Annotated in this window: 18 protein-coding genes; 15 read left to right on the forward strand and 3 right to left on the reverse strand. The window is 75.8% G+C overall.

The features are described from left to right. Positions 1–5: 5 nt before the first annotated feature. Positions 6–377: a VOC family protein gene (locus tag ACI78R_RS14755; RefSeq protein ID WP_073422546.1), complete on the reverse strand. Its 372-nt coding sequence runs from the start codon at positions 375–377 to the stop codon at positions 6–8. A gap of 60 nt (positions 378–437) precedes the next feature. Here ACI78R_RS14755 and ACI78R_RS14760 point away from each other — a divergent pair, with 60 nt between their 5' ends. Next, complete coding sequence (locus ACI78R_RS14760) at positions 438–887, forward strand: MarR family winged helix-turn-helix transcriptional regulator (protein ID WP_073422545.1); 450 nt, start codon at positions 438–440, stop codon at positions 885–887. A 14-nt stretch (positions 888–901) separates the two neighbouring features. Here ACI78R_RS14760 and ACI78R_RS14765 read toward each other — a convergent pair whose 3' ends face one another. Together ACI78R_RS14765 and bldD are read right to left on the reverse strand one after the other, a co-directional pair. After that, the gene (locus tag ACI78R_RS14765; protein ID WP_175562960.1) at positions 902–1,054 is read right to left on the reverse strand and encodes a hypothetical protein; all 153 of its coding nucleotides are present in this window, start codon (positions 1,052–1,054) and stop codon (positions 902–904) included. A 308-nt stretch (positions 1,055–1,362) separates the two neighbouring features. Then, a complete protein-coding gene (gene bldD, locus ACI78R_RS14770) occupies positions 1,363–1,902 on the reverse strand; it encodes a transcriptional regulator BldD (protein ID WP_073422544.1) in 540 nt (179 codons plus the stop codon). A 233-nt stretch (positions 1,903–2,135) separates the two neighbouring features. On the opposite strand from bldD, the gene pyrR reads away from it, so the two are divergent. The 14 genes from pyrR to ACI78R_RS14840 all read left to right on the forward strand — a co-directional run bounded on the left by pyrR (position 2,136) and on the right by ACI78R_RS14840 (position 18,204). Further along, a complete protein-coding gene (gene pyrR / locus ACI78R_RS14775; protein WP_457041258.1) occupies positions 2,136–2,708 on the forward strand; it encodes a bifunctional pyr operon transcriptional regulator/uracil phosphoribosyltransferase PyrR in 573 nt (190 codons plus the stop codon). After that, positions 2,705–3,622 carry an aspartate carbamoyltransferase catalytic subunit gene (locus ACI78R_RS14780; RefSeq protein WP_457041259.1) on the forward strand — a complete coding sequence of 306 codons (918 nt, stop codon included), beginning with the start codon at positions 2,705–2,707 and terminating at the stop codon, positions 3,620–3,622. The genes pyrR and ACI78R_RS14780 overlap by 4 nt, the downstream gene beginning before the upstream one ends. After that, positions 3,619–4,905 carry a dihydroorotase gene (locus ACI78R_RS14785; protein ID WP_073422541.1) on the forward strand — a complete coding sequence of 429 codons (1,287 nt, stop codon included), beginning with the start codon at positions 3,619–3,621 and terminating at the stop codon, positions 4,903–4,905. The genes ACI78R_RS14780 and ACI78R_RS14785 overlap by 4 nt, the downstream gene beginning before the upstream one ends. After that, complete coding sequence (carA, locus tag ACI78R_RS14790) at positions 4,902–6,068, forward strand: glutamine-hydrolyzing carbamoyl-phosphate synthase small subunit (protein WP_457041260.1); 1,167 nt, start codon at positions 4,902–4,904, stop codon at positions 6,066–6,068. The genes ACI78R_RS14785 and carA overlap by 4 nt, the downstream gene beginning before the upstream one ends. Then, positions 6,068–9,361, forward strand: coding sequence for a carbamoyl-phosphate synthase large subunit (gene carB, locus ACI78R_RS14795; protein ID WP_457041261.1), 3,294 nt, complete (start codon positions 6,068–6,070; stop codon positions 9,359–9,361). Before carA ends, carB begins: the two co-directional genes overlap by 1 nt. After that, complete coding sequence (locus tag ACI78R_RS14800; RefSeq protein ID WP_457041262.1) at positions 9,358–10,728, forward strand: dihydroorotate oxidase; 1,371 nt, start codon at positions 9,358–9,360, stop codon at positions 10,726–10,728. The genes carB and ACI78R_RS14800 overlap by 4 nt, the downstream gene beginning before the upstream one ends. Further along, a complete protein-coding gene (gene pyrF, locus ACI78R_RS14805) occupies positions 10,725–11,603 on the forward strand; it encodes an orotidine-5'-phosphate decarboxylase (RefSeq protein WP_457041263.1) in 879 nt (292 codons plus the stop codon). The genes ACI78R_RS14800 and pyrF overlap by 4 nt, the downstream gene beginning before the upstream one ends. Further along, the gene (locus ACI78R_RS14810) at positions 11,600–11,899 is read left to right on the forward strand and encodes a hypothetical protein (RefSeq protein WP_457041264.1); all 300 of its coding nucleotides are present in this window, start codon (positions 11,600–11,602) and stop codon (positions 11,897–11,899) included. Before pyrF ends, ACI78R_RS14810 begins: the two co-directional genes overlap by 4 nt. Before the next feature lie 297 nt (positions 11,900–12,196). Then, entirely contained in the window at positions 12,197–12,553 is a 357-nt protein-coding gene (gene mihF, locus ACI78R_RS14815; protein WP_073422536.1) for an integration host factor, actinobacterial type, read from the forward strand. A 64-nt stretch (positions 12,554–12,617) separates the two neighbouring features. Next, positions 12,618–13,223, forward strand: a complete 606-nt coding sequence (gene gmk / locus ACI78R_RS14820; RefSeq protein ID WP_073422535.1) for a guanylate kinase — start codon at positions 12,618–12,620, stop codon at positions 13,221–13,223. Positions 13,224–13,281: 58 nt separating this feature from the next. Beyond that, on the forward strand, positions 13,282–13,545 hold the full coding sequence (gene rpoZ / locus ACI78R_RS14825; RefSeq protein WP_012949163.1) for a DNA-directed RNA polymerase subunit omega: 264 nt from the start codon (positions 13,282–13,284) through the stop codon (positions 13,543–13,545). A gap of 79 nt (positions 13,546–13,624) precedes the next feature. Further along, positions 13,625–14,851: a bifunctional phosphopantothenoylcysteine decarboxylase/phosphopantothenate--cysteine ligase CoaBC gene (gene coaBC, locus ACI78R_RS14830; RefSeq protein WP_457041265.1), complete on the forward strand. Its 1,227-nt coding sequence runs from the start codon at positions 13,625–13,627 to the stop codon at positions 14,849–14,851. Between the two features lie 94 nt (positions 14,852–14,945). After that, positions 14,946–16,142: a methionine adenosyltransferase gene (metK, locus tag ACI78R_RS14835; RefSeq protein ID WP_073422533.1), complete on the forward strand. Its 1,197-nt coding sequence runs from the start codon at positions 14,946–14,948 to the stop codon at positions 16,140–16,142. 115 nt (positions 16,143–16,257) lie between these two features. After that, a complete protein-coding gene (locus tag ACI78R_RS14840) occupies positions 16,258–18,204 on the forward strand; it encodes a primosomal protein N' (protein ID WP_457041266.1) in 1,947 nt (648 codons plus the stop codon). Positions 18,205–18,266: the final 62 nt, after the last annotated feature.

Raw genomic sequence — 18,266 nt, forward strand, 5'->3', positions numbered from 1 at the left:
CCCGCTCAGCGGGCGTCGTGCACGGTGACGGCGTAGCCGTCGGGGTCGGCGAAGGTGAACGCCCGCCCGAAGGGCGTGTCGGCCGGCGGCGCCAGGATGGTCACGCCGTCGGCGGCCATCCGGTCGTGCAGCGCCTGGCTGTCGTCGGCGGCCAGCCACAGCGCCACTCCCAGGCCCGGGCGGGGCCGCGCCGCGGCCGGGTCGACGCCCGGCAGCGGCTCGCGGACGGCGAAGGCCACCGGCGTGGTGGCGAACACGACCGCGCCGGGCGGGCCGGCCGGTGCGCGGCGCAGCCCGAGGGTGCCGGCGTAGAAGGCCGCCGAGCGCTCGAGATCGGTGACCTGCAGGGCGACGAAGTCGGGTCCGGTGACGGTCATGGCTGCTCCTCGGGAGTGATGTCAGGATGTTGACATGGTCGAGTGTGTCAGGATCCTGACATGAGTCAAGAGGGCGGGGTCGGCGACGTCGACCGGGCGGTGGGCTACGTGCTCAAGCAGGCCGCGACCGTGCTGCGCGGCGCCATGGACACCGCGCTGCGGCCGCTGGGCCTGACGGTGTCCCAGTACGCGACGCTGGAGCTGCTCGACCAGCGGCCCGGCTCCTCGGTGGCCGAGCTCGCCCGCGCGGCGTTCGTGACGCGGCAGGCCATGACCGGCGTCCTGGCCGGCCTGCAGGACGCCGGCTGGGTGTCGCGGCCGGCCGTGGCGCCGCAGGGCCGGGCGCTGCCGGCGACGGTCACCGACGAGGGGCGACGGCGGCTGCGCGAGGCCAGCGTCGCCGTCGCCGGGGTGCAGGAGCGGATGCTCGCCGGGCTGACGCCCGACCGGCGCGAGCGCCTGCTGGCCGACCTGCAGGAGTGCGTGGCCGCGCTCGAGCCGGGCGCCTGAGGGCCGGGCCGGCGTCAGGGACGGCGGCCGGTGCCCGCGGCGGCGGTGAGCATCGCGGCCATCCGCACGCTCGACTGACGCCGGTGCGCCCGGCGCAGCGCCTCGCGGCGGCGGGCGGCGAGCAGCAGCTCGGGGTCGGGCAGGGCGACCGGTGGGCTGGTGTGCACGGGGACTCCTCGCGTCGTGCGCCGGGTTCTCGGCGACGGGACGGACGCTAGGAGCACCCACCGACAGTTCCGGGACCGAGCGCGGTCACCCCCTCGCGCACCGTGACGGCAGGTGCGGCTGGAGCGGGGGCGCGCCTCCCTCGGAGCCGGACGTCGGGAGACCGCGCTGTGTGCACACGGCGCGGCCGGGGGAGGCCCGGGAGCGCGCTGCGTGCACACAGCGCGCGCGGGGCGGAGGAGCGGAGTCCGGACGCGACGAGGCCCGCCCCGGCGGGTGCCGGAGCGGGCCTCGTGAGGTGTGTCGGGGGTCAGCGCGGGGCGCGGCGGCGGTCCCAGGTCTCGTCGTCGTCATCGGCGCCGGCACCCATGCCGTCCATGCCGCCCGGGTTGAGCACGCCCCACTCGATCAGCCGGGTGGTGAGCTCGTCGGGGCTCATGTCGTAGATGATCGCCAGCGACTTGAGGTCCTCCGCGCGGATGGAGAGGACCTTGCCGTTGTAGTCGTGCCGCTGCGCCTGGATGGTCGACGCGTAGCGGGCCAGCGGGCCGGCCTCGTCGGCGGGCAGCGAACCCAGGGACTCGAGGTTGAGCACGATCTTCGTGGTCGAGGTGACCGCCGAGCTCGGGCGCGGGTCGGGCAGCAGCTCGGAGACCGGCACGCCGTAGAAGACGGCCAGCTCCGAGAGGCGCTGCACGGTCACCGCGCGGTCGCCGCGCTCGTAGGAGCCCACGACGACGGCCTTCCAGCGGCCGTGCGACTTGTCCTCCACGCCCTGCAGGGACAGGCCCTGCTGGTTGCGGATGGCCCGCAGCCGGGCGCCCAGGGCCCGCGAGTAGTCCGTGCTCATGCGTGTCTGCTCACTGTCCGTCGTCGTGGAGGAGGCTCGTTGGTGACTGAGCGTACTGGGTCGTCGGGAGGTGCGACAGCGGCTCCCTCCTCCTGGGGAATCCTCGTCCCCCCCGTGCCCACCTGCGGTGGCGCGACGCGCGACGACGGTCACACGGGAGGGTGCAGTACGGTCGTCGCCGGTCCACCCCACTCCTTTAACGACCCGTCCCGTGAGGCGGGGAAGGAGGCCTGATGGCCGGCTCCCCGGAGCCCCCTGCCGGTCGCGCGTCCACGCCCGGCGTCCTGCTCGCCCCCGCCGACGTCGCCCGCGTGGTCGACCGGATGGCCCACCAGCTCATCGAGAAGGCGGGGGACTCCCTCGCCGACCTGGTGCTGGTCGGCATCCCCACCCGCGGCGCCCCGCTCGCCCGCCGGCTCGCCGCCCGGGTGGCCGCCTTCAGCGGCACGGCGGTCGACACCGGCACCGTCGACATCACCCTCTACCGCGACGACCTGCGGCTGCGCGGCGTCCGGGCGCTGGAGGACACCGTCCTGCCCGACGCGGGCATCGACGGCCGGCTCGTCGTCCTCGTCGACGACGTGCTGTTCTCCGGCCGCTCGGTCCGGGCGGCGCTCGACGCGCTGCGCGACCTCGGCCGCCCGCGCGCGGTGCAGCTGGCGGTGCTCGTCGACCGCGGCCACCGCGAGCTGCCGATCCGCGCCGACTACGTGGGCAAGAACGTGCCCACCTCGCGCGCGCAGAAGGTGCGCGTGCACCTGGCCGAGACCGACGGCACCGACGAGGTCGTGGTGGTGGAGCAGTGAAGCGGCACCTGCTGGAGGCGGCCGACCTCGACCGCGACGACGCCACGCTCGTCCTCGACACGGCCGCGCAGATCGACGCCGCGCTGGCCGGCCGCGAGGTCAAGAAGCTGCCCACGCTGCGCGGGCGCACGGTGGTCAACCTGTTCTACGAGGACTCCACCCGCACCCGGATCTCCTTCGAGCTGGCGGCCAAGCGGCTGTCGGCCGACGTCATCAACTTCTCGGCCAAGGGCAGCAGCGTCTCCAAGGGCGAGAGCCTCAAGGACACCGCGCTGACCCTGGAGGCGATGGGCAGCGACGCGATCGTCGTCCGCCACTCCGCCTCCGGCGCCCCGCACCGGCTGGCGAACTGGGTGCAGGGCAGCGTGGTGAACGCCGGCGACGGCACTCACGAGCACCCCACCCAGGCGCTGCTCGACGCCTACACGATCCGCCGCCGGCTGGGCCGCCTCGACGGCGTCCGGGTGGTCGTCGTCGGCGACGTCCTGCACAGCCGGGTGGCGCGGTCCAACGTGTGGCTGCTGACGACCCTCGGCGCGCAGGTCACCCTCGTCGCGCCGCCGACGCTGCTGCCGGTGGGCGTGGGCTCGTGGCCGGTGGAGGTCTCCTACGACCTCGACGCCGTCCTGCCCAAGGCCGACGCGGTGATGATGCTGCGGGTCCAGGCCGAGCGGATGAACGCCTCGTTCTTCCCCAGCGCGCGGGAGTACAGCCGCCGCTACGGCCTGGACGCCGTCCGGATGGCCGCGCTGTCCGACGACGCGATCGTCATGCACCCCGGCCCGATGAACCGCGGCATGGAGATCGCCGCCGACGTCGCCGACTCGGTCCGCTCGACGATCGTCGAACAGGTCGGCAACGGCGTCAGCGTCCGCATGGCCGTGCTGTACCTGCTGCTCGGAGGCGCCTCGTGACCACGCTGATCAAGGGGGCGCGCGTGCTCGGCGGCGAGCCCGCCGACCTGCTGCTGAAGGACGGCCGGGTCGCGGCGGTCGGTGGCCGGCTGTCCGTCCCCGGCGCGACCGTCGTCGACGCCGACGGGCTCGTGGCGCTGCCCGGCCTGGTCGACCTGCACACCCACCTGCGCGAGCCCGGCCGCGAGGACGCCGAGACGGTGGAGACCGGCAGCCGGGCCGCGGCGCTCGGCGGGTTCACCGCGGTGCACGCCATGGCCAACACCGACCCGGTCGCCGACACCGCCGGCGTCGTCGAGCAGGTGTGGCGCCTGGGCCAGGAGGCCGGGCTGGTCGACGTCGTCCCGGTCGGCGCGGTGACGGTGGGCCTCCGGGGCGAGCGGCTGGCCGAGCTCGGCGCGATGGCCGACTCGGCCGCCCGGGTGCGGGTCTTCTCCGACGACGGGCACTGCGTCGCCGACCCCGCGCTCATGCGCCGGGCGCTGGAGTACGTGAAGGCCTTCGACGGCGTCGTCGCCCAGCACGCCGAGGAGCCGCGGCTCACCGTCGGCGCGCAGATGAACGAGGGCGACCGCTCCGCGCGGCTGGGGCTCACCGGCTGGCCGGCCGCCGCCGAGGAGGCGGTCATCGCCCGCGACGTGCTGCTCGCCCAGCACGTGGGCGCGCGGCTGCACGTCTGCCACGTCTCGACCGCCGGGTCGGTGGAGCTCCTGCGCTGGGCGAAGTCGCGCGGCGTCCAGGTGACCGCCGAGGTCACCCCGCACCACCTGCTGCTCACCGAGGCCTGCGCCGAGTCCTACGACCCGGTGTTCAAGGTCAACCCGCCGCTGCGCACCGACGAGGACGTGCACGCCCTCCGCGCGGGCCTGGCCGACGGCACGATCGACGCCGTCGCCACCGACCACGCGCCGCACGCGGTGGAGGACAAGGAGAGCGAGTGGGCGCAGGCCCGGCCCGGGATGCTCGGGCTGGAGCAGGCGCTCTCGGTGGTCCTCGAGGCGCTGGTGGAGCCGGGCCTGCTCGACTGGGCCGGCGTCGCCGACCGCATGTCGGTGCGGCCCGCCGCGATCGGCCGCCTCGACGGCCACGGCCGCCCGCTCGCCCCCGGCGAGCCGGCCAACCTCCTGCTGCTGGACCCCGCCGCCCGGGCCACCGTCGACCCGGCCGCGCTGGCCAGCCGCAGCCGCAACAGCCCCTACGCCGGCCGGGAGCTCCCCGGCCGCGTGGTCGCCACGTTCCTGCGGGGCGAGGCGACCGTTCTGGACGGGAAGGCAGTGAAGTGACCGAGGCGATCCTCGTGCTCGAGGACGGGCGGACGTTCCGCGGCGAGGCCTACGGCAAGGTCGGCACGACGGTCGGCGAGGCGGTGTTCGCCACCGGGATGACCGGCTACCAGGAGACGCTGACCGACCCCAGCTACGCCGGCCAGATCGTCACCATGACCGCGCCGCACATCGGCAACACCGGCGTGAACGGCGAGGACGACGAGAGCCGCCGCATGTGGGTGGCCGGGTTCGTCGTGCGCGACCCGGCCCGCCGCCCGGCCAACTGGCGGGCCACCGGCAGCCTCGACGACGAGCTCGCCGCGCAGGGCGTCGTCGGCATCAGCGGCATCGACACCCGCGCGCTCACGCGCCACCTGCGGGAGCGCGGCGCCATGCGCGCGGGGATCAGCAGCGAGTCCGGCGACGCCGACGCCCTGCTCGCCCGGGTCCGCGCCGCCGAGGGCATGACCGGCGCCGACCTCGCGCCGCAGGTGAGCACCCGCGAGCCCTACGTCGTCCCGGCGGAGGGGGAGAGGCGGTTCACCATCGCCGCGCTCGACCTCGGCATCAAGACGGCGACCCCGCGGCACCTGGCCGCCCTCGGCGTCGAGACGCACGTGCTGCCCTCGACGGCGACCGCCGCGGACCTGCTGGCGCACGGCCCCGACGGCGTCTTCCTCTCCAACGGCCCCGGCGACCCGGCCGCGGCCGACTACGCGGTGGCCGCGGTGCGGGGTGTCCTCGACGCCGGCCGGCCGCTGTTCGGCATCTGCTTCGGCAACCAGATCCTCGGCCGCGCGCTGGGCCTGGGCACCTACAAGCTGCGCTTCGGCCACCGCGGCCTGAACCAGCCGGTGCTCGACCGGGTCAGCGGCACGGTCCGGGTGACCAGCCACAACCACGGGTTCGCCGTCGACGCCCCGCTCGACCGGCCCACCGACACCCCGTACGGGCGGGCCGAGGTCAGCCACGTGGGCCTCAACGACGACGTCGTCGAGGGGCTGCGGCTGCTCGACGCGCCGGCGTTCAGCGTCCAGTTCCACCCGGAGTCGGCGGCCGGCCCGCACGACGCCGCGCCGCTGTTCCAGCGCTTCGTCGACCTCATGGAGGCCGCGCGCGACGGCGGCACGGCCGTCAGCCCTGCGCCGGTCGTCCAGCACAGCACGGGGGAGAACGCCTGATGCCCAAGCGGACCGACATCGAGCACGTCCTGGTCATCGGCTCCGGGCCGATCCTCATCGGCCAGGCCGCGGAGTTCGACTACTCCGGCACCCAGGCCTGCCGCGTGCTGCGCAGCGAGGGCCTGCGGGTCAGCCTGGTCAACAGCAACCCGGCGACGATCATGACCGACCCCGACGTCGCCGACGCCACCTACGTCGAGCCGCTGACGCCGGAGTTCGTCGAGCGGGTCATCGCCAAGGAGCGCCCCGACGCGCTGTTGGCCACCCTCGGCGGGCAGACCGCGCTCAACATCGCCATCGGCCTGTACGAGAACGGCACGCTGGAGCGCTACGGCGTGCGGCTCATCGGCGCCGACGTCGACGCGATCAACCGCGGCGAGGACCGGCAGAAGTTCAAGGACATCGTCCGGTCCATCGGCGCCGACGCCCCGCGCTCGCGGGTGTGCGGCACCGTCGAGGAGGCGCTGGAGACGGCGGAGGAGGTCGGCTACCCCGTCGTCATCCGGCCGAGCTTCACCATGGGCGGCCTCGGCTCCGGCTTCGCCACCGACGAGGCGATGCTGCGCCGCATGGCCTCCCACGGCCTCGCGGACTCGCCCGTGCACACCGTGCTCATCGAGGAGTCGGTGCTCGGGTGGAAGGAGTACGAGCTCGAGCTGATGCGCGACCGCAGCGACAACGTGGTCGTCATCTGCTCGATCGAGAACGTCGACGCGATGGGCGTGCACACCGGCGACTCGGTCACCGTCGCCCCGGCGATGACGCTCACCGACGTCGAGTACCAGCGGATGCGCGACGTCGGCATCGCGGTGCTGCGCGAGGTCGGCGTCGACACCGGCGGCTGCAACATCCAGTTCGCGGTCAACCCCGCCGACGGGCGCCTGGTCGTCATCGAGATGAACCCGCGGGTGTCCCGGTCGTCGGCGCTGGCGTCGAAGGCCACCGGCTTCCCGATCGCGAAGATCGCCGCGAAGCTCGCCATCGGCTACACCCTCGACGAGATCACCAACGACATCACCGGCGTCACCCCGGCGGCGTTCGAGCCGACGCTGGACTACGTCGTCGTGAAGATCCCGCGCTTCGCGTTCGAGAAGTTCCCCGGCGCCGACCCGCGGCTGACCACGACGATGAAGAGCGTCGGCGAGGTCATGGCCATGGGCCGCAACTTCCCCGAGGCGCTGGGCAAGGCCATGCGCTCGACGGAGACGAAGGTGGCGGGCTTCTGGACCGGCGCGCCCGACCCGCGCTCGGCCGCCGAGCTGCTCGAGGCGCTGCGCACCCCGGTCGACGGGCGGCTCTACACCGCCGAGGCGGCCCTGGCGGCCGGCGCGACCGTCGAGCAGGTGGCCGAGGCCAGCGGCTTCGACCCGTGGTTCGTCGACCAGGTCGCGCTGGTGCAGGAGGTCGCCGCCGAGGTCCGCGACGCCCCCGCGCTCACCCCGGCGCTGCTGCGCCGCGCCAAGCGGCACGGTCTGTCCGACCGGCAGGTGGCCGCGCTGCGGCCGGAGCTCGCCGGCGAGGACGGCGTCCGGGTGCTGCGCTGGCGCCTGGGCATCCGGCCGGTCTACAAGACCGTCGACACCTGCGCGGCCGAGTTCGCCGCCCGCACGCCCTACCACTACTCGTCCTACGACGAGGAGACCGAGGTCGAGCCGCGGGAGAAGCCGGCGGTGCTCATCCTCGGCTCCGGCCCCAACCGGATCGGGCAGGGCATCGAGTTCGACTACTCGTGCGTGCACGCGGTCATGGCGTTGCAGGACGCCGGCTACGAGGCCGTGATGGTCAACTGCAACCCCGAGACCGTCTCCACCGACTACGACACCGCCGACCGGCTGTACTTCGAGCCGCTCACCTTCGAGGACGTCCTCGAGGTGGTCGAGGCCGAGCGCGCCGCCGGTCCCGTCGCCGGGGTCGTCTGCACCCTCGGCGGGCAGACGCCGCTGGGCCTCGCGCAGCGGCTCAAGGACGCCGGCGTGCCGGTGCTCGGCACCTCGCCGGAGGCCATCGACGACGCCGAGGACCGCGGCGCGTTCTCCCGGGTGCTCGCCGACGCCGGCCTGCTCGCCCCCCTGCACGGGACCGCGACGACGTTCGCCGAGGCGCGGGAGATCGCGGCCGGCATCGGCTACCCGGTGCTCGTGCGGCCCTCCTACGTGCTGGGCGGGCGCGGCATGGAGATCGTCTACGACGACGCCACGCTCGAGGCCTACATCGCCAAGGCCACCGACGTCAGCCCCGAGCACCCGGTGCTGGTCGACCGGTTCCTCGAGGACGCCGTCGAGATCGACGTCGACGCGCTCTACGACGGCTCCGAGCTCTACCTCGGCGGCGTCATGGAGCACATCGAGGAGGCCGGGATCCACTCCGGCGACTCCGCGTGCGCGCTGCCGCCGATCACCCTGGGCTCCGGCGACCTCGAGCAGATCCGCGCCGCCACCGAGGCGCTGGCCGCCCGGATCGGCGTCCGCGGCCTGATGAACGTGCAGTACGCGCTCAAGGACGACGTCCTCTACGTGCTGGAGGCCAACCCGCGCGCCTCGCGCACGGTGCCGTTCGTGTCCAAGGCGACGGCGGTGCAGCTGGCCAAGGCCGCCGCGCGGATCGCGGTGGGCGAGACGATCGCCGACCTGCGCGCCGCGGGCGTGCTGCCGGCCGCCGGCGACGGCGTCGACCTCTCCGAGCGGGCGCCGATCGCGGTCAAGGAGGCGGTGCTGCCCTTCCACCGGTTCCGCACCGTCGAGGGCCACGGCGTGGACACCGTGCTGTCGCCGGAGATGAAGTCCACCGGCGAGGTCATGGGCCTCGACGACGGCTTCGGCACCGCGTTCGCCAAGTCGCAGGCCGCCGCCTACGGGCCGCTGCCCACCGAGGGCACGGTGTTCGTGTCCCTGGCCAACCGCGACAAGCGCGCCGCCGTCTTCCCGATCAAGCGGCTCGCCGACCTCGGCTTCCGCGTGCTCGCCACCGCCGGCACCGCGCGGGTGCTGCGGCGCAACGGCGTCGACTGCGAGGTGGTCGGCAAGTACAGCGAGGGCCCGGGCAACTGCGTCGAGCGGATCCTGGCCGGCGACGTCGACATCGTCGTCAACACGCCGTTCGGGTCGCCCGGCAACAGCGGGCCGCGGCTGGACGGCTACGAGATCCGCACCGCGGCGGTGGCCGCCGGCATCCCGTGCATCACGACGGTGCAGGGGATGGCCGCGGCCGTGCAGGGCGTCGAGGCGCTGCGCCGCGGCGACCTCGGGGTGCGCAGCCTGCAGGAGGTCCACGCGGCGCTCACCGCGGCACCGTGAGCCGCCCCTCGCGCGCGGAGGGCGGGGACGTCGTCGGCGCCGTGCGGGACGAGCTGGTCGCCCGCGGGCTGCTCGACGGGCTGCCGGCGGCGTTCCTCGCCGGGGTCACCCGGTTCGCGACGCCGCCGGCGCCCGAGCTCGCCGCCCTGCGCGACGATGCCGGGGCGCTGGCCGCGCGGCTGGCGGCGGGGGAGGCCGGTGCCGGCGACCTGCCGCTGCTCACCCGGGTGCTGTTCACCGCCCGGCTCGGCGGGGTGCTCGCCGCGCACGGGGTGCGGACGCCGTCCTACGACGTGCTCGGCTCCTACCGGGAGAACCTGGCGACGCCGGTGGGCCCGCGGCTGCCGGAGCGCCCGCGGGCCGGCGACCGGCGCTGGCGGGTGCTCGGCCGCGACGTCGCCTTCCCGGTCGGGGTGCCCGCGTGCGTCCTCAACGGCGGCGAGGAGTGGGTGCGCTTCCACGCCCGCAACGGGTTCAGCGTGCTCACGTACAAGACCGTGCGCAGCCGCGCCCACGACCCGAACGAGCAGCCGAACTGGACGTTCGCGCCGCGCCCGCCCGGCGACGGGCCTCTCGACGAGGTCGTCTCCGACCCGTGGGACTGGACGGCGCCCGGCGACCCCTGCGTCAGCACCGTGAACTCCTTCGGCGTCCCCTCCCCGGCGCCGGCGGAGTGGATGGCCGACCTGGAGCGGTCGCTGGCCGCCGTCGACGACGACCAGCTGCTGCTGGTCAGCGTCATGGGCGCGGGCAGCGGGACCGGCCTGGTCGACGACTTCGTCGCCGTGGCGCGGCTCGCGCAGGAGGCCGGCGCCGGGGTGGTGGAGCTGAACCTGTCCTGCCCCAACACCCTGTCGGCCTCCCCGGACGGCGTGAAGCCGCCGCTGTGCCTCGACGCCGACGCCACCGTGGCGGTGGTCGAGGCCGTGCGCCGCGGCCTCGACGACCGCACCGGCCTGGTCGCCAAGATCTCCTGGCTCGACGAGCCGCGGCTGGCCGCCCTGGTGCCGCGGATCGGCCCGCTGGTCGACGGCGTCGCCGGCATCAACACCGTGGCGACCCGGGTGGTGCGCGGCGACGGCGAGCCGACGTTCCCCGGCCGCGCGGTGGCCGGGCTCTCGGGCGCGGCCGTCCGCGGGCGGGCGCTGGACGCCACCCGCCGGCTGGTCGCGCTGCGCGACGCCGGCGGGCACCGCTTCGACGTCCTGGCGATGGGCGGGGTCACCGACCCGGCCTCCTTCGCCGCGCTGTGGGAGGCCGGGGCCGACGCCGTCCAGTCGGCCGCCGGCGCCTTCGCCGACCCGTTCCTCGCCCGCGACTGCATCGCCGCGCACGGGCAGACGCTCTCCCGGTCGGTGCCCCGGTGACGGCACCGTTCGGGCAGCGCCTCGCCGACGCCGTCGCCGCCCGGGGACCGCTGTGCGTGGGCATCGACCCGCACGCGCCGCTGCTCGAGCGGTGGGGCCTGCCCGACTCCCCGGACGGCCTGGCCCGCTTCACCGACGCCGTCGTCGACGCGCTCGCCGGGCAGGTGGCGGTGCTCAAGCCGCAGTCCGCCTTCTACGAGCGGCACGGCTCGCGCGGCCTGGCCGTGCTGGAGGAGGGCGTCGCCCGGGCCCGCGCCGCCGGGGCGCTGGTGCTGCTCGACGCCAAGCGCGGCGACATCGGCTCCACCATGGACGCCTACGCCGACGTGCTGCGGCCGGAGCACCCGTGCGCGGTCGACGCCCTGACCGTCAGCCCCTACCTCGGCCCCGGCTCGCTGCAGCCGGCCGTCGACACCGCCCGGCTCACCGGCGGCGGGCTGTTCGTGCTGGCCCGCACGTCCAACCCCGACGCCGGGACGCTGCAGTCCGCGGCGGTGGGGGAGCGGAGCGCCGCGCAGGTCGTCGTCGACACCGTCCGCGGCTGGAACACCCCCGGCTGGGTGGTGGGTGACCCGCTGCCCGACCTCGGCGCGGCGCAGGACCAGGCGTCGCGCTGGGGCGCCACCACGGGGTCCTTCGGCGTCGTCGTCGGGGCCACGCTGCGCACGCTCGACGTCGACCTCGACGGCCTCGGCGGGCCGGTGCTGGCCCCGGGCCTCGGCGCCCAGGGCGGCACCCCGGCCGACCTGCGGCGGCTGTTCGGCGCCGGACGCGCCGTCGTCCCGACCGTCTCCCGCGACGTCCTCGCCGCCGGCCCCGACGCGGCGGCGCTGCGGGCGGCCGCGGCCCGGTGGGCGGAGGAGCTCGCGCGGTGAGGCGGGGCCTGCCGTGCGCGGTCGCGGCGCTGGGGCTGGTGCTCCTCGTCGCTGGTGTCGTCGTGTTCCGGCGGGAGAGCCGGCCGAGCGCCGTCGTGTACGGCGGGAGCTACGCGCCGCTGACGCCGACCCGGGCGTACGAGAGCTCGCTGGAGCTCTCCTTCGACCGCGTCGACGTCCTCTGGACGTACGGCTCCCTGCTGGGTGCGGGGCTGGCGGTGGCGGGCGCGCTGGTGCTGGCGGGAGTCGGCGGCTGGGCGCTCGGCCGCAGGTCGGGGCGGCGCGCCGGGCGCTGACCCCGGCGTGTCGCGACGGACGTGTCGGATCCCCCGTCCGGCGGACCTGTTCCGTTCCGTATACGGTGTGAACTGCGCGTCTCACGGTCGGTCACACACACGGCACACACAGCGTCACCGGCGGACGTTCGGAGATCGAGAACGTCGGGCGTACGGCGCGTGACCTGCGGATTCCCGGTTACTAGGTTGACCGCCGGGCCTGAGGAGCCGGGGCCGGACCCGCAGACGCGGCACGAGAGACAGCACAGAGACGCCGGGGCGAACAGGCCCCGGCGACGACACGATCGGACACGCACCATGCCCCTTCCTGACCTGTCACCCGAACAGCGCGCCGCCGCCCTGGAGAAGGCCGCGGCCGCCCGCAAGGCGCGCGCCGAGCTGCGTGAGCGGCTCAAGAGCAAGGGCGCCACGGTCGGCGACGTCCTCAAGCAGGGCGAGTCCGACGAGGTGATCGGCAAGATGCGCGTCTCCGCGGTGCTGGAGTCCCTGCCCGGCGTCGGCAAGGCCCGTGCTGCGAAGATCATGGAGCGGCTCGAGATCTCGCCGACCCGCCGCGTCCGCGGCCTGGGCGCCAACCAGCGCCGGGCCCTGGAGGCGGAGTTCGGCGGCGAGCAGGTCGTCGCCGAGCAGGTCCCGGCCGACTCGGCGAGCTGACCGGCCGCACCGCCGCACCACACGGCACCACCGCACAGGACCACCGCACCAGGACGAGGACGCCTTGCCCACAGACCACCGGTCCCCGGTCCCGGCGCGCCTGACGGTGCTCTCCGGCCCCTCGGGGGTCGGCAAGGGCACCGTGGTCGCGGAGGTCCGCCGGCGCTACCCCGAGGTGTGGCTCTCGGTCTCGGTCACCACCCGGGCACGCCGTCCCGGTGAGGTCGACGGGGTGCACTACCACTTCGTCGACGGCGCCGAGTTCGACCGGCTCATCGCCGAGGACGGCCTGCTCGAGTGGGCCGAGTACGCCGGCAACCGCTACGGCACACCGGCCGCCCCGGTCCGCGAGCGTCTCGCGACCGGGGCGCCGGCGCTGCTCGAGATCGAGCTGCAGGGCGCCCGCCAGGTCCGCGCCCGCGCGCCCGAGGCGCAGCTGGTGTTCCTCGCCCCGCCGTCGTGGGGCGAGCTGGAGCGCCGGCTGGCCGGCCGCGGCTCGGAGACGCGCGACGTGCAGGAGCGCCGGCTGGCGATCGCGCAGGCCGAGCTCGACGCCGCCGGGGAGTTCGACGTCGTGGTCGTCAACGACGACGTCGCACGGGCCGCGGACGAGTTGGTATCCTTGCTAGCTGCGCCGTCGTCCGAGAGGACGGTCGGCGCCTCCGAGTGACCGGGCCCGCACCCGAGGCCCCGCACTCCCGCCGATCGAACGAGGAGCACGCCCGCCCGTGTCCGGAGTCGCACCCGCCCCCGAGGGCATCACCAACCCGCCGATCGACGAGCTGCTCGAGCGCACCAGCAGCAAGTACGGCCTGGTGATCTTCGCCGCCAAGCGCGCGCGGCAGATCAACGCCTACTACAGCCAGCTCTCCGAGGGCCTGCTGGAGTACGTCGGTCCGCTGGTGGACACCGCCCCGCAGGAGAAGCCCCTCTCCATCGCGCTGCGCGAGATCAACGAGGGTCTGCTGACCCACACCGCCGGCGAGAACTAGGCCGGCACCAGCCCTGACGAGTGACGCCCCCGGTACGCGGTACCGGGGGCGTCGCCGTGTCCGGGGGAGGATGGGCGGCATGAGCCGGATCGTGCTGGGCGTGGGCGGCGGCGTGGCCGCGTACAAGTCGGCCCTGCTGCTGCGGGCGCTGACCGAGGCGGGCCACGACGTGCGCGTCGTCCCCACCGAGTCGGCGCTGAGGTTCGTGGGCGCCGCGACCTTCGAGGCGCTGTCGGGCAACCCCGTCACCACCGACGTCTGGCACGACGTGCCCGAGGTCGCGCACGTCCGGATCGGGCAGACCGCCGAGCTGGTGGTCGTCAACCCAGCCACCGCCGACCTGCTCGCCCGCGCCGCCGCCGGCCGCGCCGACGACCTGCTCACCGCCACCCTGCTCACCGCGCACTGCCCGGTCGTGTTCGTGCCGGCGATGCACACCGAGATGTGGCTGCACCCGGCCACCCAGGACAACGTGGCCACGCTGCGCCGGCGCGGGTCGATCGTGCTGCCGCCCGCCGTCGGCCGGCTCACCGGGCCGGACTCCGGGCCCGGCCGGCTGCCCGAGCCCGCCGACGTCGCCGCGCTCGCCCAGGTCGTGCTCGCCGCGGGCGCCGACGCGCTCCGCGCCGACCTCGCCGGCCGCCGCGTGGTGATCAGCGCCGGCGGCACCCGCGAGCCGCTGGACCCCGTCCGCTACCTGGGCAACCGGTCGTCGGGCAAGCAGGGCTGGGCCCTGGCCCGCGTCGCCGCCGCCCGCGGCGCCGACGTCACCCTGGTGGCGGCCAACGTCGACCTGCCCGCGCCGTTCGGCGTCCGCGTCGTCCCGGTGGGGACGGCGGAGGAGCTGCGCGCCGCGATGCTCGAGGAGGCCGGGTCGGGTGGGGGAGCGGCAGCCGACGTCGTCGTCATGGCCGCCGCCGTCGCCGACTTCCGGCCGGCGACGGTCGCGGCCACCAAGCTGAAGAAGGACAGCGCCAGCGAGCCCGACGCCGTCCCGCTGGTGCGCAACCCCGACGTGCTGGCCGAGCTGGTCACCAAGCGCACGGCCGGCCAGCTCGTCGTCGGCTTCGCCGCCGAGACCGGCGACGCCGACGCCGACGTGCTCGCCCACGCCCGCGCCAAGCTCGCCCGCAAGGGCTGTGACCTGCTGGTGGTCAACGACGTGTCCGGCGGCGGGGTGTTCGGCCGGCCCGACAACGCCGCCGTCGTGCTGGCCGCCGACGGCACCGCCACCGACGTGCCGCACGGCAGCAAGGACGCCGTCGCCGCGGCCGTCTGGCGGGCGATCACGCCCCGGCTGGGCTGACCGTCGGCTGCCGCCCCGGGATCGCGCCGGTAACGTGCTCACGCGGCGCGGGCAGACCGTGGCCGTACCTCGTCACTGCAGCAGGGAGAACCGAGTGCCACGCCGCCTCTTCACGTCCGAGTCGGTGACCGAGGGCCACCCCGACAAGATCGCCGACCAGATCTCCGACGCGATCCTCGACGAGATGCTCGCGCAGGACCCGCGCAGCCGCGTCGCCGTCGAGACCCTGATCACCACCGGCCAGGTGCACATCGCCGGCGAGGTCACCACCGCCGGCTACGTCGACATCGCCGACATCGTCCGCAGGACGGTCCTGCGGATCGGCTACGACTCCTCGCGCAAGGGCTTCGACGGCGCCTCCTGCGGCGTGAGCGTGTCCATCGGCGCGCAGTCGCCCGACATCGCCCAGGGCGTGGACACCGCCTACGAGGCGCGCACGTCGGGCGCGACCGACGACGAGATCGAGCGCCAGGGCGCCGGCGACCAGGGGCTCATGTTCGGCTACGCCACCGACGAGACCCCCGAGCTCATGCCGCTGCCGATCGCGCTGGCGCACCGGCTCTCCCGCCGGCTGTCGGCGGTCCGCAAGGACGGCTCGGTGCCCTACCTGCGCCCCGACGGCAAGACCCAGGTCACCGTCGTCTACGAGGACGACCGGCCGGTCGGCGTCGACACCGTCGTCGTCTCCTCGCAGCACGCCGAGGACATCTCCATCGAGCAGCTGCTCACCCCCGACGTGCAGGAGCTCGTCGTGGAGCCGGAGCTCCAGGCGCTCGGGCTGCCCACCGACGGCTACCGGCTGCTGGTCAACCCCACGGGCAAGTTCGTCATCGGCGGCCCCATGGGCGACGCCGGCCTGACCGGCCGCAAGATCATCGTCGACACCTACGGCGGCATGGCCCGTCACGGCGGCGGCGCGTTCTCCGGCAAGGACCCGTCGAAGGTCGACCGCTCCGGCGCCTACGCGATGCGCTGGGTGGCCAAGAACGTCGTCGCCGCGGGCCTGGCCCGCCGCTGCGAGGTGCAGGTCGCCTACGCCATCGGCGCCGCGCACCCCGTCGGCCTGTTCGTCGACACGCACGGCACCGGCACGGTGGCCGACGACGTCCTGGAGAAGGCCGTCACCACGGTGTTCGACCTGCGCCCGGGCGCCATCGTGCGCGACCTGGACCTGCTGCGGCCCATCTACGGCCCGACCGCCGCCTACGGCCACTTCGGCCGCACCGACGTCGAGCTGCCGTGGGAGCGCACCGACCGGGCCGACGCGCTCCGGTCGGCCGTCGGGGCCTGACCTCCCCGGAGCAGGACGCGTCGTACCCCGCGGGGAGACTCGCGGGGACGACGACCGGACGGAGAGCGCCCTGAGCACGGCCGCACCACCTCCCGGCGACCCGGGCCGCCCCACGGTGGCCCGGGTCGTCGTCGACGTGCCGCTGGCGCACCTGGACCGCGCCTTCGACTACGCGATCCCCGACGACATGGCCGGGGAGGTCCGCGCCGGCTGCCGGGTGCGGGTGCGCTTCGCCGGGCAACTGGTCGACGGGTTCGTGCTGGAGCTCGCCACCTCCAGCGAGACCGGCCGCAAGCTCGCGCCGCTGGCCAAGCTGGTGTCCTCCGAACCGGTGCTCACCCCGGAGGTCGCGGCGCTCGCCCGCTCGGTGGCGCAGCGCTGGGGCGGCACGCTCGTCGACGTGCTGCGGCTGGCCATCCCGCCGCGCCGCGCCGCCGCGGAGAAGCGCCCGCCCGCCGAGCCCCCGCCGCCACCGGAGCCGCCCGACCCGGCCGGGTTCGCCCGCTACCCGACGGGGCCCGCGCTGCTGGCCGCCGTCGCGGAGGGCCGCCCGGCGCGCGCGGTGTGGACGGCGCTGCCCGGCGAGGACTGGCCGGCGCGGCTCGCCGAGCTGTGCCGGGCGGCGCTGTCGGGCGGGCGCGGCGCGCTCGTCGTCGTCCCCGACGGGCGCGACCTCGACCGGCTGGAGGCCGCCGCCGGCGCCGTCCTGCCGACGGGCTCGTTCGTCGTGCTGCGCGCCGACGCCGCCCCCGACGCCCGCTACCGGCGCTTCCTCGACGCCGCCCGCGGCAGCGCGAAGGTCGTCCTCGGCACGCGGGGCGCGGCGTTCGCGCCCGTCGCCGACCTCGGCCTGGTGGCCGTCTGGGACGACGGCGACGACCTGCACGCCGAGCCACGGGCGCCCTACGCGCACGCCCGCGACGTGCTGGTGCACCGCGCCCACCTGACCGGGTGCGCGGCCGTCGTCGCGGCCACCGCGCGCACCGCCGAGGCCGCGCTGCTGGTGGAGAGCGGCTGGGCGCACGAGCTCGCCGCCGAGCGGGCCATCCTGCGCGCCGCCATGCCGCGGGTGCAGGCGCTGGGAGAGGACTCCGAGCTCGCCCGCGACCCGGCCGCCCGCACCGCGCGGCTGCCCAGCCTCGCCCACCGGGTGGCCCGCGCCGCGCTCGCCGAGGGCACACCCGTGCTGGTGCAGGTGCCGCGCTCCGGCTACGCGCCGGGCCTGTCCTGCGACCGCTGCCGGGCGCCGGCCCGCTGCGCGGTGTGCTCCGGCCCCCTCGGCATCTCTCCCACCCCCGGGCCCGGCGGCTCGCGCATCCCCGCGTGCCGGTGGTGCGCCCGCCCGGCCACGGTCTTCGACTGCCCGCACTGCCACGGCACCAAGCTGCGCGCCTCCGTCGTGGGGGCCGCGCGCACCGCCGAGGAGCTCGGGCGGGCGTTCCCCGGCGCCCCGGTGCGGGTGTCCGGGCGGTCCTCGGGGGTGCTGCCGACGGTGTCCGGCGGCCCGGCGCTGGTGGTCGCGACGCCCGGCGCGGAGCCGGTGGCCGAGGGCGGGTACGGCGCGGCGCTGCTGCTCGACTCGTGGGCGCTGCTCGGCCGCGCCGACCTGCGGGCGGGCGAGGAGACGCTGCGCCGCTGGATGAACGCGGCCACGCTCGTGCGGCCGCGGGGCACCGTCGTCGTGGCGGCCGACGCCGCGCACCCCGTCGTCCAGGCCCTGGTGCGCTGGGACCCGGGCTGGCTGGCCGAGCGGGAGCTCGCCGACCGGCGGGCGCTGGGCTTCCCGCCGGCCACCCGGATGGCCGCGCTGTCGGGGTCGCCGGCGGCGCTCGCGGAGTTCCTCGGCGCCGCCCGGCTGCCCGGCGACGCCGACCTGCTCGGGCCGGTGCCCGAGCCCCCGCGGCCGGGCCAGGAGGGCGAGCGGGAGCGCTACCTGGTGCGGGTACCGCGCGGTGAGGGGACGGCGCTGGCCACCGCGCTCGCCGAGGTGCAGGGCGTCCGCAGCGCGCGGAAGGCGAGCGAGCACGTGCGCGTGCAGCTCGACCCCCTCGAGCTGGTCTGAGCCCCCCGGGCACGATCCCGGCCCCGTCGGAGGTCCCCGCACGATCAGGCGGCCTGGTCGTG

It is taken from the genome of Geodermatophilus sp. SYSU D01106 (genome assembly GCF_054049995.1).